Source organism: Actinomadura syzygii (assembly GCF_008085905.1).
GTDB lineage: Bacteria > Actinomycetota > Actinomycetes > Streptosporangiales > Streptosporangiaceae > Spirillospora > Spirillospora syzygii.
This window is the reverse complement of record NZ_VSFF01000009.1, coordinates 75,879-92,715: the sequence shown is the minus strand read 5'-3', so window position 1 is coordinate 92,715 and position 16,837 is coordinate 75,879. Positions and strand designations below refer to the sequence as shown.

General features: G+C 73.6%; 12 protein-coding genes. 5 read left to right on the top strand and 7 right to left on the bottom strand.

Annotated features, from left to right (window positions below; all coding sequences use genetic code 11):
* Nucleotides 1-8: 8 nt before the first annotated feature.
* Together FXF65_RS23380 and FXF65_RS23375 are read right to left on the bottom strand one after the other, a co-directional pair.
* A complete protein-coding gene (locus FXF65_RS23380; protein WP_148352163.1) occupies nt 9-410 on the bottom strand; it encodes a PPOX class F420-dependent oxidoreductase in 402 nt (133 codons plus the stop codon).
* A gap of 168 nt (nt 411-578) precedes the next feature.
* Complete coding sequence (locus tag FXF65_RS23375; RefSeq protein WP_148352162.1) at nt 579-1,085, bottom strand: NUDIX domain-containing protein; 507 nt, start codon at nt 1,083-1,085, stop codon at nt 579-581.
* A 152-nt stretch (nt 1,086-1,237) separates the two neighbouring features.
* Here FXF65_RS23375 and FXF65_RS23370 point away from each other — a divergent pair, with 152 nt between their 5' ends.
* From FXF65_RS23370 to FXF65_RS23355, 4 genes are all read left to right on the top strand, one after another.
* Nucleotides 1,238-1,519: a PGPGW domain-containing protein gene (locus FXF65_RS23370; RefSeq protein ID WP_148352507.1), complete on the top strand. Its 282-nt coding sequence runs from the start codon at nt 1,238-1,240 to the stop codon at nt 1,517-1,519.
* Between the two features lie 387 nt (nt 1,520-1,906).
* Nucleotides 1,907-6,010, top strand: coding sequence for a hypothetical protein (locus FXF65_RS23365; RefSeq protein WP_148352161.1), 4,104 nt, complete (start codon nt 1,907-1,909; stop codon nt 6,008-6,010).
* On the top strand, nt 6,007-8,448 hold the full coding sequence (locus FXF65_RS23360; RefSeq protein WP_148352160.1) for an MBL fold metallo-hydrolase: 2,442 nt from the start codon (nt 6,007-6,009) through the stop codon (nt 8,446-8,448). Before FXF65_RS23365 ends, FXF65_RS23360 begins: the two co-directional genes overlap by 4 nt.
* A 486-nt stretch (nt 8,449-8,934) precedes the next feature.
* Complete coding sequence (locus FXF65_RS23355) at nt 8,935-9,759, top strand: SGNH/GDSL hydrolase family protein (protein WP_148352159.1); 825 nt, start codon at nt 8,935-8,937, stop codon at nt 9,757-9,759.
* On the opposite strand, the gene FXF65_RS23350 is transcribed toward FXF65_RS23355, so the two are convergent.
* Complete coding sequence (locus tag FXF65_RS23350) at nt 9,641-10,858, bottom strand: Cmx/CmrA family chloramphenicol efflux MFS transporter (protein WP_148352158.1); 1,218 nt, start codon at nt 10,856-10,858, stop codon at nt 9,641-9,643. The genes FXF65_RS23355 and FXF65_RS23350 overlap by 119 nt on opposite strands.
* Before the next feature lie 289 nt (nt 10,859-11,147).
* The gene (locus tag FXF65_RS23345; RefSeq protein ID WP_148352157.1) at nt 11,148-12,194 is read right to left on the bottom strand and encodes a lysylphosphatidylglycerol synthase transmembrane domain-containing protein; all 1,047 of its coding nucleotides are present in this window, start codon (nt 12,192-12,194) and stop codon (nt 11,148-11,150) included.
* Between the two features lie 234 nt (nt 12,195-12,428).
* Here FXF65_RS23345 and FXF65_RS23340 point away from each other — a divergent pair, with 234 nt between their 5' ends.
* Complete coding sequence (locus tag FXF65_RS23340; RefSeq protein ID WP_148352156.1) at nt 12,429-13,652, top strand: aminotransferase class I/II-fold pyridoxal phosphate-dependent enzyme; 1,224 nt, start codon at nt 12,429-12,431, stop codon at nt 13,650-13,652.
* Nucleotides 13,653-13,767: 115 nt separating this feature from the next.
* Here FXF65_RS23340 and FXF65_RS23335 read toward each other — a convergent pair whose 3' ends face one another.
* From FXF65_RS23335 to FXF65_RS23325, 3 genes are all read right to left on the bottom strand, one after another.
* The gene (locus FXF65_RS23335) at nt 13,768-14,961 is read right to left on the bottom strand and encodes a thiolase C-terminal domain-containing protein (protein WP_148352155.1); all 1,194 of its coding nucleotides are present in this window, start codon (nt 14,959-14,961) and stop codon (nt 13,768-13,770) included.
* Nucleotides 14,962-15,056: 95 nt separating this feature from the next.
* On the bottom strand, nt 15,057-16,154 hold the full coding sequence (locus FXF65_RS23330) for a threonine aldolase family protein (RefSeq protein ID WP_148352154.1): 1,098 nt from the start codon (nt 16,152-16,154) through the stop codon (nt 15,057-15,059).
* A 74-nt stretch (nt 16,155-16,228) separates the two neighbouring features.
* Complete coding sequence (locus FXF65_RS23325; RefSeq protein ID WP_148352153.1) at nt 16,229-16,786, bottom strand: hypothetical protein; 558 nt, start codon at nt 16,784-16,786, stop codon at nt 16,229-16,231.
* Nucleotides 16,787-16,837 lie beyond the last annotated feature (51 nt).

The window sequence follows — 16,837 nt, the reverse complement described above, 5'->3', positions numbered from 1 at the left end:
CTCGCGGGCTAGGGGACGGTCCGCTTGGTCATGCCGTCGGCGGCCGGATCGATGCCCCAACTGAAGATTGTGCGCGGGTGAATGCGGATGAGGTCGGCTCCGAAGTGGGAGCCTTCCGGGACGTCCTCGACCAGGGTCTCCGCCTGGCCGCGCACCTCGATGCCGCGCACGCGCCAGGGCTGCACCGAGGCGAGGTCGTCGATGACGAGCGCGACCTGGCCGTTCCGCTGGACGTTCCGGTATTTCCGCGATTGGGCGAGGTTGAAGCCGCGGATGTCGAAAGTCCCGGTCTCGGCGTCGTAGCGGAATCCGACGGGGTTGTTCTGCGGGTCGCCGTTCGGGCCGACCGTGGCCAGACGGCCCAGGCGCTGCGTGGCGATGTATTCGCGTTCGATGTCGGTGAGGCTCATCGTTCCAGTATGGGACCTCGAGTTGGCTTGAGGTCAAGCACCTTGATCATTTGCGGTCGCTGCGGCGGAAGAGTGTTTACGGACGGGACTAGGGCGCGGTCAGTTAGCCCGGCGAAGTGGTGAGTGGCCGCGCCGTCGTCGTCGCCGAGCTCGACGGTGCCGGGTGGCTCAGCCTGTCGCGGGGACGAGGGTGCGGATAAGGGCTCTGAGGCGAGGAGACATCTCGTCCGGCAATGCGTCCAGCGCGTACCAGCGCGCCTCAAGGATCTCCGTCGGGTCGATTTCGAGGCGTCCGCCCACCATCAGGGCCTCGTAATACGCCTCGATCCGGTGCTGGAAACCGCTGTCGAGCCGTAGCGGAGGTCCCGTGACCGCGACTACGAGGGACGTCTCCTCCCGCACTTCACGCACGACCCCGTCTTCGAGGCGCTCCCCGGCGTTCATGTATCCGCCAGGGAGGCCCCAGGCGCGATATGCGGGCCACATGCGGTGCCGGAGCAGCAGAATGCGGCCCTTCTCGTCCCGGACGATTCCACCCGCGTAAACCAGGAAGGTCTGGTGCCGGAACCGGGCGAGACGCCATTGCGCCCGCCCGCCGAGCCGCAGCCAGATCCGCGCGGCCAGCGATCCGTAGCGCCCGCGCACGTTCTGCGGCACGCCGAACGGGATCTTCATATTGGAATGCTAGTCCGTTGTGGGGCGGCGGCCGTCAGGTGGCGTGGTGTGCCTGTGGCGCTGACCACATCGGCGGCGGATCGGGATCTTCACGTGCGCTTTGGTTCGTCCCTACCTGCAAGGGGAGCCGACGGGGAGGCGACGTGACCTTGATGGACCGATCCGAGACACAAGCCGGGACGGCGCTGGAAAAGCGGCGCCGGGCGCCCGTCCGGCTGCTGCGCAAGGTGGCCGTCGCGGCCGCCGGCTCCGCGCTGATCGTGGCGGGTGTCGCGATGCTCGTGCTGCCCGGGCCCGGAGTCGTCGCGATCCTCGCCGGTCTGGGGCTCCTCGGCACCGAGTTCCCCACGGCTCGTCGCATCAGCCACCGCGTGAACGGCTACATCCGGGCGGCTTGGCAGGTGGTCAGAAAGAGGCTCGGACGCGCCGGCTGACTCGCGCGCGGGGCGACGGCGCCAGGTCGCGGCCCGCGATCGTCCGCTGAACCCCGGTGAGGGGCGTCGCCGTACCGGTCAGCGCGGGCCTGTCCGTCGACGAGGTGCGTGTCGCTACCGCATGCCGTGGTGGTGTGAACTCGATCAACATCAACTTTGCCGTTTGATGGACCGAGCAATGACTCTGCGTTATGCTCGCGTCACGGGCGTCCCCGCGACGGGGCGCGTGCGGCGCGGCGGCGGACGTGGAGGGCGGGTCGGAGACGGATGAGTCAGGGTTCTCGGTGTGAAGGGTGCCATGACGGACGCGCGCCTTTCGGGTCTCTGCGCGAATGGGTCGGTGAGCCCACGGATGCGGCGGAGCTGGAGGAAAGGGCACTGGCGGGAGTGTCCGCCGCGGACGTGCGGGAATTCCTGCGGCTGAGCCCGCCCGAGATGCTGCGGGCCGTGCTGGAGACCGTTCGTCTGCGCGACGCGAAGCGGCTCCCGCCCGGCGCGGACAGGCTCATCCTGCGCACGATGCGGCAGGGGGAGTCGAAGCGGCGGGCCCCGCTGCGATTCCTGATGGGCGGCCTCTGGCTCCACGGCCTCCGCAACTCCGACGAGCTCGACGCGGCCGACTGCGCCGCGCTGCTGGACGCTGGAGCGGCCGCGGATGTGCTCGCGCGGGCGCCCGGCGTCCGGATGCTGGTGGAGTTCGAGGCACCCGAGGCGCTCATGCGCTGGGGGCTCGTCCGGGCCGTGCTGGAGGACCGTCCGCTCGCCGTGGTCGCGCTCGGGCTGCTCGCGGCCGAGCCCGACGACCGGGCGCTGCCCGCGGTGCGCGACATGTGGACGGCCTTTCGGGACGCGCACCCGGAGCTGCCCGCCCGTCCGGCCGGGCTCGGGGAGCTGCGGGAGGCGATCCGGCGGGGGCCGTCGCCGCGTCCCGAGGACCTGGTCACCGAGCTGGACGGCCTGCGCGACCGGTTCACCGCGGGGGCGGACGCGGCCGACCGCGCCGCCGGACGACTGCGCGAAGGCCGCCGCCCGGACGACGCCGACCTGACATTGATCAAGGGCGCGGTCGCGGACTACGACGGCGTCCGCAGGAAGATCGGGGCCCTCCTCCCGGGGGAGCACCCGGCGGACCTGCCCGCCCTCGCGTCCTCCGTGCAGGACGCGCTGAGCGCCCTCCGCGCCGGGGACCGGTTACGCGCGCTCCGCGGCGTCCAGGGCCCGGAGTTCGTGGCGGAGTTGCTGGAGGAGGTCCGCCATGCCGCCGCCGACGGCGACGCGGACGACGGCGCGGGGCTGGCCGTCCTCGCCGAGCTGATCGAGGCGATGGGCGTCGAGGAGGACCGGTCCGAAGTCCCCGCCCTGGCCGGACGGGCCCGCGCCGAACTGCCCGACCGCTGGCACCCCCTCGTCGACGTCGCGCTGATGGGCGGCCTCACGGTCGGGGACGTCCCCGCCGACGCCACACCCCCGCCCGTCGCGCCACCATCCTCTGAGCAGTCGCCTGCAGCACCGCCGCTTCCTGAGTCGTCACCAGCCGAGCAGCCGTCCGCTGCGCCGCCGCCCGCCGAGCCGTCGTCCTCCAAACCGTCCGCCTCCGGGCAGACGGCTGCCGCGCCGTCTGAGGAGGCCGTGGACGTTCCCGCGCCACGGAAGGCGCCCGATGACGAGCCGCCCGGCGAGGACGTCGAGGAGATGTCCGCGCTGGACGCATTCATAGAACAGACGATCCCCGTCGCCCGGGCGCGGCCTGAAAAGCCGAAAGCAACCCGTCCCGAGTCCGAGGCTAGTCAGGCTGAACTAACTGAGCGGCAACCCTCCGAGCCCATTCATGACGATTCGCGCGAGCTAGTCAGGCCAGGCTCGGTTGAAGGTGCCGAAGACGAATCGCCGCGCCGCCAAGCCCGCATCCCCGCACAGGACGACGTCCTACAGGAGGCAGACCCGCTCGCGGCAGAGGGAGCCGCTCTGCTGGCGGGACGATTCGGGCTCGCCGGGTGGATCCGCAAAGCCGCCGGGCGTCCCGATGCCGAGGTGCACGCGCGCTGGTGCGCGGCGCTTGCCTCCCGGATGGCGGTGTTCGCCGGGCCGCTGACCGCCGAGTTCTCCGCGCTGGCGGCGGGGCTGGACGCGAAGGCGCTTGCTGACGACCCGGCGGGCGGTGTGCTGGCGTGGGCCGCCGCGATCCGGGCCGGGTTGGTGTATCCGGATGCGACGCGGCTGGTGGAGGGCCTGAACGTGGTGGTGTCCGCGCACCCCGTCCTGAAGGAGTGCGGGGAGGCGTTCGCGCTGGCGGCGAGGGCCGGGGTGTACCTGAGTCCGGGTATGGACGGCTGGATCCGCGGCGCGGTGGGGCTGGCGGAGGCCCGCCGCACTGCCTCCCAGGACGCGGCCCGGTTGCTGGAGGAGGCCCCGCACCGCACCGTCAAGCTCGCCCGTGCCACCGAGGTATGGAAGGCGCTGGTCCTCAAGGACGGGGAGATCGGTCGGCTGCTGACGCTCGCGGCAGGCGACGACCCGGCGGGTGCGGACGCGGCGGCCGCCGAGGTGGTCCGGTTGCGCGCGGGGGCGGGCGTCGACCGGCTGATCGACGAGACCGACGCCCGGGTGAACGGCCGCAAGAAGAGCAAACCGATCATCGCGGGAGCGCGGGCCACGCTGCACAAATGGATCGACGGCGCCCTCGGCGCCGCCGGGGCGTGGGCCGCCGCGGTGAAGGAGCACGGCGACGGCGGTCCGGACGACTCCGACTGGCGGACCGGCCCGCTGCGGCAGCTCCGCGAGACGATCGAGGGCCACCGCGCCGCCGTTGACGACGCCCTTGCCGCCATGGCGGACGCATACCGTCCATCAACCGACGCGGACCGTCTCCCGTCCGACGCCCAGCGCCAACCAACCGACGCGCATCGTTCATCCGCTGAAGCGAACCGTCCACCGTCCGACGCGCATCGGATACCAGCCGATGCGCGCGCGAGGTGGCAGCCCGCCGCGGCCGCGGTGGAGGCCGCGCGCGAGCTCCTCGCCGAGTCGTTCGCGCTGCTGGACGGTCGGCCGCTGCCGACCGTCGAACCGCCCGCCGCCCGCCTGCTGAACCTCGACTTGCTGGCCGTCGTCGACGTCCCCCTTGACCCGCGCACCCTGCTCCCCCTGGGCGAGGTGTCCGCCGAAAGGCTGGCGGAGGTCGCGATTGCCGGGCCGCCCGACTGGGCCGCCGTGTTCGAGGCGCGGGCCGCGCGACTCGACCACGAGGGCACCGAGGCCGTCGTCGCCGCCTTGGAGTCCGCCGATCCGGAGGCGGCGGCGCGGCTGCGGGCGCGGCGGGAGGAGCTGGTCCGGGAGGCGCGGGCCGTCCGGGACGGGCGCGTAGAGCGGGTCCGCGACCGGATCGCGACGTCCCGGCGGGACGGCCTGCTCACCGAGGGCGAGGAACCCGCGGCCGAGGAGACGCTGAACCGGCTCACCGACGCCCGCCACGACTTCGACCGCGTCCAGGACGTGTCAAACGACCTCCTCACCCAGCTGTTTGAGGAGCCTGACCACCACGACGCCCACTCCTACCGCATGGCGTACCGGGACGGTCCCGACCGCGCCCCGCTCAGCATCGGCCAGATCACCGGACTGCTGCGTGCTGAGCGGCTCGTCCACGTGGTGACCGGGTCTGCCGCCATGCACGCCGAACGGGTGGTCAGGTCGCTGGAGGACATGCCCGCCGGGCTGCCGGGGCTGGCGCTTTGGTCCGTCCGACCGGAGGACGGGACGCTGGAGGCCGCGCTGCGCCGCGCCCGCGGGCGCGGCGGTCACGACGTGATCCTCCTCGACCTGCCCGCCCCGCACCACGCCGACCAGTTCGAGCGGCGACTCGCGGAGGCGCGGGCGGCGGTCGCCGACGAGTCGGGGGAGGGGACGCTCTCGGTGGTGCTCGTCGCGGGGCCCGCGTCCGCTCCGGCCTGGCTGCGCTGCGCGTCCGCCGACGACGTCGAGCTGGTGCCGCTGCGGCGGTTCGACCCGCCCGCCGTCCGGCAGTGGATGCTGGAGGACTCCCTCGGCTTCCCCGACGACGCCGGGCAACGCGAGCTCGTCCGCCGCACCGGCGGCTGGCCAGCGCTGGTTGGACGCGTCGTCACCGGCATCGCCGAACGTGGCGGCGACCGCGACCACGCGCTCGATGCCGTCCTGCGGCAGGTGCGCGCCAGACCTGCCGCCCTGCTGGACGACACCGGCGTCCACGCCGACGAATGCCTCGCCGCAGCCTGGCGGGAACTCGTCAACTGGGACGGCCGCGAAACACCCGAGGACTTCGCCGCCCTCCTCGCCCTGTCCGAAGAACAGGGCGCCTCCGCGCTGGCCCCCGACGCGCTACACGCCCGCGGCTACACCGGCACCCGCGACCTCGTGGACGCGCTCCGAACACTCGGCGCGCTCGACAGCGCGGGCGGCCTCCTCGCCTGCGAACCGGTCCTGGCCGAGGCGACCCGATGGGCGGACCAGGGATGACGTCCGCCCCAGGACCCGCCGCCCGGGTCGCCCCAGACGGCGCGGCGCTCGCCGCGGTGCTGCGCGCGGTGGCGGTCGCGGTGCTGGAGCGGCCGCCGGCGTCCCGCCTGCCGCCCGACCCGGACATGCTGGTCGCGGGGCGGACGCCGATGCTGCTGGCGGCGCTCGTTCGCTTCCCGGTCCTGCGCCGCCGCGCCGCCGTCCTGCTGGCGGAGGCAGCCCCCGCCGCCGACGTTCGTGCGCTGGCCGCAGTGCTCCTGCACCCCGACGACGCCGTGGCACGCGCCGCCCAAGCCTGGCTCGCGCCCGTCCCCGCCCCGGCCGTCGAGCGGGCCGCGGACCGGGCGGACCGACGCGCCGACCGGGCCATCCGGCGCGCCGACGAATTACGGAAACGGCTCCGGGAGGCACGCGGGCGTCTGGAATACGCGAAGCGCGACGCCGTCACCGCCACCCGCCGCCTTACGGAAACCCGCGACGCCCTCACCGAAGCCCGTGCCGCGCTCGCCGAACAGAAGGAGCGGGCGGACGGCCTGGACCGACGCCTCGCCGCCGAACGCCGCCGCTGGACGTCCCCGCGCGCCCTAGCCGCCGCCCTCCTAACCGCACTCGAACACCCCACACCTGAAAACGCCCCCGCTACCGCGCAAAACGCATCCACTGCGCCGAAGATCGCCCCCGTGGCCCCGAAGGGCGCACCTCCGACGAAAGGCGCGCCCACCGCGTCGAAGGACATACCCACGGCGTTGAAGGAAGCGTCCGCCAGGTCGGAGAGGGTGCCCGCCGCGTTGAAGGGCGCGCCCGCCCGGGCAGGGAACGCACCCAGGGCGGAGGGGGCGCTCGCCACGCTGGACGGTGTGTCCGCAGCGTCGAAAGGCGTGCCCGCGGCGTTGGAGGACGTGCCCGCGGCGTCGAAGAGGGTGCCCGCCGGGGCAGGGGACATGCCTGCCGTATCGGGGGACGGGGATGGCGCGTGTGTCGCTTCGGAGTGGGCCGCGGCTGGGGTGGAGGGCGGGGTGCTGGGCGTTGTGGCGCGTGCTGTGGGGGTGAGGCCAGGGGAGGTGCTCGGTGTTCTTCGGGCGCTTGCCGAGCCGGTGCCGCCGCAGGTCGTCGTTAACGCCGAGCTTGGGCTGCGGGTCGTGCCGCTTGGCGGGGACGACCACATTGGCGGGTCGTGCTTGCTTGTTGAGGCGGGCGGCACCCGGATTCTGATCGATGCGGGGCTGCGGCCGGGCGACCGCGCCGCCCCGCCCCGCGACATCGACCGCGCCCTCGAAGGCCCCCTGGACGCGGTCGTCGTCACGCACGCCCATAACGACCACTGCGGGCATATCCCGGCGCTGGTGGCGCGGCGGCCGGGGCTGCGCGTCCTCGCCACCCCGGAGACCGCGGCGCTGATGCCGGTGATGTGGGCCGACACCGCGAAGGTGATGGCGGCGCGGGAGCGCGGCCGGGCTCGGTGGGGTGCGGAGGCGGCCGTCCTCTACGGTCCGCGCGAGGTCGACGCCGCGACCCGGCGGCGCGAGGCACTGTCGCTTGGCGTGCCGCGCCGGATCGGGGCGCTGACCGTCGAGCTGTTCCCGGCCGGGCACGTCCTCGGCGCAGCCGGGGTCGTGGTCCGCGCCGGGGACCGCCGCGTCGTCGTCACCGGCGACATCTCCGGCTTCCGGCAGGAGACCGTCGGCGGGTACGCGCTTCCGGAGTCGGCGCGCGGCGCGGACCTGCTGGTCATGGAGTCCACCTGCTGTGCCGAGGAGCACGATGCCCGCGATCTGCGGGTGGACCAGTTGGTGCGGGCTGTCGCCGAGGTGCACGGGCGCGGAGGTCGGGTGCTCATTCCCGCGTTCGCGCTCGGCCGCGCGCAGGAGATCGCGCTGATCATGCGGCGGCGGCTGCCGGACGTGCCCGTCCGGGTGGATGGCATGGCTGCCGACCTCGCGACCGTGTTCGAGTCCCTCGACCCGGGAATCCGGATCTTCACGGGCGGCACGGCGGCGGCAGACCGTCCAGCCGAGTTGGACGGGTTCCGGACGGGCGTCGTCATCTCCACGTCCGGCATGCTGACCGGCGGTCCCGTCGTGGAATGGGCGCGGCGGGTTCTGCCGGAGCCGGGCAGCGCGCTGTTCATTTCCGGCTATCAGGACGAGGAGTCGCCGGGGCGGGCGCTGCTGGACCTCGCCTCGTCCGGCGGCGCGGTCACGCTCCCGGACCGGGACGGAGAGATCACCATCCCGGTCCGGGCCCGGGTGGAGACGATGCGGCTGTCCGCGCACGCCGACCGCCGGGGGCTGCTCGACATCGCGGGCGAGGTCGCTGCGGACGAGACGATGCTCGTGCACGGCGTCCCGAAGCGGCAGCGCACGTTCGCCACGACCCTCGGCGTCCGCGGCCACCGTGTGGCGGAGACCGCTGCATGGCAACCCGCCGGAACGACATGACCCCCCAAGCCGCCGCCCTCGTGATCCGCCGCCCTCGTGATCCGCCGCCCTCGTGATCCGCCGCCCTCGTGATCCGCCGCCCTCGTGATCCGCCGCCCTCGTGATCCGCCGCCCTCGTGATCCGCCGCCCTCGTGATCCGCCGCCCTCGTGATCCGTCGGCGTCGTGATCCGTCGGCGTCGTGATCCGCCGGTCCTCGGAGCCGCTGCCCACCGATCCACCGGAGTGCCGGTCCGCGGAGCAACCGATCCCCTTGGGTGCCGAGCCGCCGGGATAGCCGGGGCGCCGAGCTGCCGGGGTAGCGGGGGCGGGGGTGATCGTTGAATTGGTTGGCATGGGTTGTGGGGTGGGGGTCCGTTTTTGGGTGGGTTTCCCGTTTTCAAGGTCTAACTCTGACGAACTTTGTTGATCAGATCGTGAGCTTGGGAGAATGGCGTCACGGGTATAAGGCGGGCGACACAATTCGATACCTCGCTCCGGAGTGCAGATGCGTTTCTCCCGCCCCCTTCTGGTCGCTTTCGGTGCGGTGTCCGTAGCCGCCGGTTCAGTCGCACTTCCCGGCTCGGCCTCGGCGGCCGGCCCGAACTACGTCGCCCTCGGCGACTCCTACTCGTCCGGTACCGGGGCCGGGAGCTACGACCCCGCCAGCGGGTCGTGCAACCGCAGCGCCAACGCCTACCCGAACCTGTGGGCCGCCGCGCACGCCACCTCGTCCTACAAGTTCGTCGCGTGCTCGGGCGCGACGACCGCGACCGTCGCGAGCGGGCAGCTCGGCGCGCTCAGCTCGTCGACGAACCTCGTCAGCATCTCGATCGGCGGCAACGACGCCGGGTTCGCCGACGTCATGCAGACCTGCGTGCTCCAGTCGACGGCGAACTGCCAGAGCCGGGTCAAGCAGGCCGAGACGTTCATGCACAACACCCTGCCCGGACGCCTCGACTCGATCTACGGGCAGATCCGCGCGAAGGCGCCGTCCGCCCGCGTCGTCGTGCTCGGCTACCCCCGCCTCTACAAGATCGTCGACGTGTGCGTGGGGCTGAGCAACACCAAGCGCACCGCGCTGAACCACGCCGCCGACACCCTCGACGGCGTGATCTCCAGCGCGGTCGGGCGGGCCGGGTTCACCTGGTCGGACGTCCGGGACGAGTTCGGCGGCCACGAGCTGTGCTCCGGCGACGACTGGCTCAACGCGGTCACGATCCCGTTCGACTCGTCCTACCACCCCACCGCGCGCGGCCATAAGCTCGGCTACCTGCCCGCGCTGAACGGGTCCGCCAAGGTGGCGTCCCTGCAGAAGTCGCTGCAAGGGTGACGGCGAGCGCCATGAGCACCGCGCTCGCCCACACCGGCGAGCGGTAGCCGAGGCCCGCGCCGATCGCGGCGCCGCCGAGCCAGGGGCCGACCGCGCCGCCGACGTTGAACGCGGCGGTCGCGTACCCGCCGGCCAGCGTCGGCGCGGCGGCGCCCCGCGCGAGGACGCGCGCGATCAGCGCGGGCCCGGTGCCGAACGCCAGCATGCCCTGCGCGAACACGAGCGCGACGGTCGCCGCGACGTTCCCGGCGGCCAGCGCGAGGACGGCCCAGCCGATCGCCGACGACGTCATCCCGGCGGCGATGAGCGCGCCGGGACGGCGGTCGGCGACCCGTCCGGCGATCACGACGCCCGCGAACGAGCCGGCGCCGAACAGGGCGAGCATGCCCGGCACCCACCCCGGGGCGAGCCCGGTGACCTCGGTGACGAGCGTCGCGAGGTAGGTGAAGGAGCAGAACGTCGCGCCCTGGAACAGCGCGTTGACGGCGAGGATGCGCAGCAGGCCGCGGTCGGCGAGCGCGCGGAGCTCGCCGCGGGCGCTCGGCGCGGCCGGCCGGTCGTCCGGGATCGTCCGCGCGACGGCGACGACGGCGGGCACCGAGACGACGGCGACCGCCCAGAACGCGGCCCGCCAGCCGAACTGCCCGCCGAGCAGCGCGCCCGCGGGCACCCCGGCGACGCAGGCGACGGTGACGCCGCCGACCACCACGGACGTGGCGCGGGCGCGCGACTCCGGCGGCACAAGCGCGGTCGCGGCGGCGAGCGCCACGGCCCAGAACCCGGCGTTGGCGAGCGCGGCGGCGACGCGGGTGGCGAGCAGCACCGCATAGCTGCCGGTGAGCGCGCCCGCGACATGGACGGCGACGAACGCGCACAGGAAGACGAGCAGGGTACGGCGGCGGGGCCAGCGCCGGGCGGCGAGCGTCATCGACGGCGCGCCGACCACCATCCCGACGGCGAACGCGGACGTGAGCAGCCCGGCGGCGGGCACGGACACGCCGAGGTCGGCGGCGATGCCGGGGACGAGCCCGGACAGCATGAACTCCGAAGTCCCCTGGGCGAACACGGCGAGCCCGAGGACGTAGACGGCGAATGGCAAAAGAGACTCCCGAGGCGGCGAACGGACGACCGATCGTCAAGAAATGGGGGCTGCCGCCGGGACTGCCGTCCGGCATCGGCGCGGACGGCGCTGGCGATAAACGAAGAACCCTCGTAAAAGCACGGCGCGGAAAACGTGAATGCGCGATGAACGATCAAGGGTGGGAAAACAGCCCCGCATCGGGCGGCCCGCGCGAAGGGCGGCCGCCCGGGAGTCAGCGTCTGTCGGCTTCGGGACTCGTCACGACGACGAGAGTAGCACCTCTACGTGATCTACAATGTAAAGACGCTCACCGGCGGAGCGTCCGGCAGGTCAGCAGCCCGATCGGCACCGGCGCCCAGAAGGTGATCGCCCGGAACACCAGCACGGCGTGCAGGGCGGGCGCGGTGGCGACGCCGAGCGCGGCGAGCCCGGCGACCAGCGCGGCCTCCGTCGAGCCGACCCCGCCCGGCGCCGGCACCGCCGCGCCCGCGGTGGCGCCCACCAGGTAGGCGGCCAGCAGCGCGAGGACGTCCCCCGGTCCGGCGCCGGTGTCCGGCACGGCGAGCACGCTGAGCGCGAACGCCAGCCCGAGCGCGAGCGTGGTCGACGCGGACGCGGCGAACGCGACCGCCACGTCGCGCGGCCTGCGGCGCAGCTCGGCCAGCCCAGCGGCAGCGCGGTCGGCGGCGCTGCGGACGGCGCGGCGGGTGGTGGGGGAGCGCAGCGCATGGAGTCCGTAAAGCAACGCCGCGGGCAGCAGCAGCCCGGCGGCGACGAGCAGCGGCACGGCCGGGACGAGCCCGGCGGCCCGCGCGACGTGCCGTCCGAGGGCGTCGAGGACGCGGTCGTCGCCGCCGCTCGCGCCGAACACCGCGGCCATCAGCGTCAGGTCCGCGGGGAGGCCCGTGAGCTGCAGCAGCGTGACGGCGAGCGCCGCCCGCGACAGCGGCAGCCCCCTGCAGACGAGGTAGCGGGTGTTGACGGCGACCGCGCCGAGCCCGCTCGGCGTCACGCGGTTGGCCGCCGCCGCGGTGAACTGCGCCAGCGTCGTCTCGAAAAGGGGGAGGGGCCGTCCGGCCGCGCCGCGCAGCGCGACCGCGGAGAGCACGAAGTGCAGCACCGACAGCAGGACGAGCGGCGGCAGGTAGGTCCAGCGCGTGCGGGTGAGTGTGGACACGGCCGCGCCCGGCGCCCCGGTCGTGAGCGCCACCGCGGCGGCGAGTGCGACGGCCAGGGCCCAGAGGACGGCCCAGCGGCCCCGGCGGGCCCTTGCAGGGGTCGCGGCGGGCCCGCCGGAGTTCGTCGGGAGCCCGGCGGGGGCCGCGGGATCGGCCCCGGCGGTGATGGTCTCCACACCCTAGTGATCGGCCGTTTGTCTGAAGGGCGTGCGACGCCCAGGCCGGTTCGACGCGAACGGCGCCTGACGATTACCGCCGCCCCCCGGACGCCCGCCGTCGGGGCAGCTCACCGGGCGGCTGAATTTCTGGACCGGTCCGCGGCTTTTGGTCCACCCCATGGATTCATTTCACCCTATGATTAGGGACCGTTACGAGCCGTGACGATTGCATGACGGGGGAGAGTGACGAGCATGACCAGCGCGCACCAGCGACTGGGCGAACGCATCAGGCACTTCCGGGGCACCAGGGGCGGCCGCCGGGCGGCCTCGCCCACCGTGCCGCCCGGCACCCGGACGATCGTCCTGACCTGCAGCGACTACCTCGCCATCGCCGAGCACCCGGCGATCGCCGACGCCATGATCGCGAGTCTGCGCGCGGCGGACGGCGCGGCCTCGGCGCCGGTCCCCGGCCCGTGCCTGCCCGACGACCACCCGCAGATCGCCCTCGGCGCGGAGTTCGCGCGGCACCTCGGCGCGCGGGCCGCGGTGCTGTGCCCGTCCGGCTGGGTGGCGAACACGGGGCTGCTCCAGGTGGTCGCCGGTCCGGACGTGCCCGTCTACCTGGACGTCCTGGCCCACATGTCGCTGTGGGAGGGGGCGCGCGGCGCGGGGGCCGAGCTGTCCTACTTCCGCCACAACGACCTCGACCACCTGCGCCGCCGGATCGAGGTGGGCGGCTCCGGGGTGATCGCGGTGGACGCCGTCTACAGCACCGACGGGACGGTGTGCCCGCTGCCCGGCCTGGTGGAGATCGCCGAGGAGCACGACTGCCTCCTCGTGGTGGACGAGTCGCACTCCCTCGGCACGCACGGCGAGCGCGGCGAGGGCCTGGTCGCGGAGCTCGGGCTGACCGGCCGCGTCGACTTCCGCACCGCGAGCCTGGCGAAGGCCCTGCCGGGGCGGGCCGGGCTGATCGCCTGCGACCGTCCCGGATTCGCGGACTACTTCACCCACACCGCGCTCCCTGCCGTGTTCAGCTCGACGCTGCTGCCGCACGACATCGCGGGGATCGCGGCGGCGCTGCGGGTCGTCCGGGACGAGGGGCCCCGCCGCGACCGGCTGCGCGCCGTCACCCGGCGGCTGCGCGACGGCCTGGCCGAGCTCGGCTACCGCCTCGTCGACTCCGACACGCCGATCATCGCGGTGGAGACGGGGTCGGAGGCCGACGCGACGACGCTGCGGGACGCGCTGGTCACCCGGGACATCCTCAGCGCCGCCCTGTTCCCGCCGACCGCGTCGGTGGGGCGGACGCTGGTGCGGTTGTCGGCGCACGCGGCCCTGTCGGACGACGACGTCCAGCGGATCCTGGCGGCGTGCCGCGACCTCCGGCCGCGCCTGGCGGTGTCCGCGCGCGCCGGGTCCGCGGTCCCGCGGCCCGGCCGCCGCTCGTCGCGGCTCGGCGCCCGGCTCTCGTGACCGTTCACGCGACGGCTCGATAGCGGTCCCGGACGAGCCGCGACGGTGCACCGGACGCTTGCCGCCGTCCGCGCTCGTCCGGGCCCGAGGTTCGGTCGAGGCCCCGGCGCGCGGGTCAGGCGGTCGCGGGCTTGTAGACGGCGACGGCGCAGGCGCTGCCCAGGCCGATGTTGTGCTGGAGGGCGACGCGGGCGCCGTCGACCTGGCGGGCTCCGGCCTCGCCGCGGAGTTGCCAGGTCAGCTCGGCGCACTGGGCGAGGCCGGTGGCGCCGAGCGGGTGGCCCTTGGAGATCAGGCCGCCGGACGGGTTGACGACCCACGTCCCGCCGTAGGTGGTGGCCGCGTCGTCGACGAGCTTGTGGCCCTCGCCGATCTCGGCCATGCCGAGCGCCTCGTAGGTGATGAGCTCGTTGGCGCTGAAGCAGTCGTGCAGTTCGATGACGTCGACGTCGCCGATGGAGACCTGCGCCTCGTCCATGGCGGCGCGGGCGGCGCGCTGCGAGCAGCCGAACCCGACGACCTGGATGGACGAGTGGTCGGCGAAGCTCTCGGGGGTGTCGGTGGCGATGTGGTGCCCGGCGATCTCGACGGCGCGGTCCCAGAGGTCGTGCTCGTCCACGAAGCGCTCGCTGGCGACGATGGCGGCGCCCGCCCCGTCGGACGTGGGGGAGCACTGGAGCTTGGTCAGCGGGTCGAAGATCATCGTGGCGTTCTTGACGTCGTCGAGCGAGTACTCGGTCTGGAACTGGGCGTAGGGGTTGTTGACCGAGTGCTTGTGGTTCTTCCAGCCGATCCAGGCGTAGTGGTCGGCGGTGGAGCCGTACTTCTCCATGTGCTCGCGTCCGGCGTTGCCGAACATCTGCGGCATGGGCGCCTTGTCGAGCTCCCATTCGCGTCCGGCGGCCATGGACGTGAGGTGGTGGTCGATGATGGTGACCTTCGACTCGCCGACGCCCGCGCCGAGCGAGCCCTTCTTCATCTTCTCCATGCCGAGCGCGAGCGCGCAGTCGGCGAGGCCGCCGCGGATCGCCTGCCGGGCGAGGAACAGCGCGCTGGACCCGGTCGCGCACGCGTTCATGACGGTCATCACCGGGATGCCGGTCATGCCGGTCTCGTAGAGGGCGCGCTGGCCCATCGACCCGTACATGGACCCGGCGTAGGCCATCTCGACCTTGCCGTACTCGACGCCGGCGTCGGCGAGGGCGTTGCCGACGGCCTCCTTGGCCATGTCGGGGTACTCCCAGTCGCGGGAGCCGGGCTTCTCGAACTTGGTCATGCCCACGCCGACGACGAAGGTGCGGATGGCCATCGGTTCGCCTCCTGTACCGAATGCTGTTCGGGACACGATAGCCCGGCGGGCCTGGAGCGTTCCGGGCGCGGCCCGATGTCCGGTATGCCCGCTGGTCAGGACGGCGTCTCGGCGGCGAGCGCGGCGGCGAAGGCGTCGACGTCGGCGGCGGTGGTGTCGAAGGAGCAGACCCAGCGGACCTCGCCGGTCCGCTCGTCCCAGGTGTAGAAGGGGAACCGCTTGCGCAGCCGGTCCGCCGCGTCCTTCGGGACGATCGCGAACACGGTGTTCGCCTGCACCGCCTGCGTGATCCGGACGCCGGGGACGGCCCGTGCCGCCGCCTCCAGCCGCGCCGCCATCGCGTTGGCGTGCGTCGCGTTGCGCAGCCACAGGTTCCCGTCGAGCAGCGCGACGAGCTGCGCGGACACGTACCGCATCTTCGACGCGAGCTGCATGCTCGACTTGCGCAGGTAGACGAGGCCGCGCACGGCGTCCGGGTTCAGGACGACGATCGCCTCGCCGAGCAGCAGCCCGTTCTTGGTGCCGCCGAACGACAGGACGTCCACGCCCGCGTCGGTGGTGAGGGCGCGCAGCGGGACGCCGAGGGACGCGGCGGCGTTGGCGATGCGCGCGCCGTCCATGTGCACCGCGAGGCCGCGCTCGTGCGCCGCGACCGCGACGGCCGCCGTCTCCTCCGGCGTGTAGACGGTGCCGAGCTCGGTGCTCTGCGTGATCGACACGACGGCGGGCTCGCGCCGCTGGATGTTCCCGAACCCCGTCGCGTACTCCGCGACGAGCTCGGGCGTCAGCTTGCCGTCCGGCGTCGGGACGGTGACGAGCTTCAACCCGGCGATCTTCTCGGACGCGCCGCACTCGTCGGTGTTGACGTGCGCCGACTCCGGGCAGACCACCGAGCTCCACCGCTCCGACATCGCCTGCAGCGACACGACGTTCGCGCCCGTCCCGTTGAACACGGGGAACACCTCGGCGCGCGGCCCGAAGTGCTGCCGGACGACCTCGCGGAGCCGCGCGGTGACGGCGTCGTCGCCGTAGGCGGGCTGGTGCCCGTCGTTGACGGCGGCGAGCGCGGCGAGCACGTCCGGGTGGACGCTCGCCTGGTTGTCGCTGGCGAAGCCCCGCGCGGCGGGCAGCGGTCCGACGGCGGCGGCGCCGGTGTCGTCGGTGCCGGTGTTCTCGGTGGGCGGCTGCGTCATGCGTCCATTCTCATGGACGGAGCGAACCGCCCCGCACGAACCGCCCCGCACGGTGCGTACCGCCGAGAACAGCGTCAGGCCGGGCGGTCGGTGATGTTCTGCACCGCCGCGGCGTCGGCCGGGGGCTCGGCGGCGCGCAGCGCCATCCGGGCGCGCATCGCGTCGAGGTCGTCGCCGAGGCGGGCCACGTTGGCCTGGAGGTCGCGCCACAGCCCGGTCCGCTGCTCCAGTTGCGCGATCTTGGTGCGCAGGTCGCCGAGGCGGTGCTCGGCGGTCTCCAGCCGGGCGCCGTTGCCCGCGGTGTCGCGGCCGGTGCGGATCAGGCTGGTCGCGACGGCGGCGAGGTCGCGTTCGGTGTCGTCCATCCGCTCGTCGATGCGCGGCAGCAGCCGGTCGTTGAGCTGCCCGACCAGCGAGTCGAGCTCGGTGCGCAGGGTGCGCAGCTCGGCGTCCTGGTCCCGGACGGTCTGCTCCAGTATCGTCAGGCGCTGGACGAGGGCGGGCAGGAGCCGTCCGAGTTCCGCCGACCGTTCCAGGTCCCGTCCGAGTCTGACGAGAAGGCCGACGCCCTCCCGCAACCGGTGCTCCGCCTCGGCGGTGGCACGGCGGACGAGACCCAGGATCACGGTCATGGCGCTCCCTCCAGGGGCCGTGATGGACGCTCCCTAAACTCTAGGCGAACC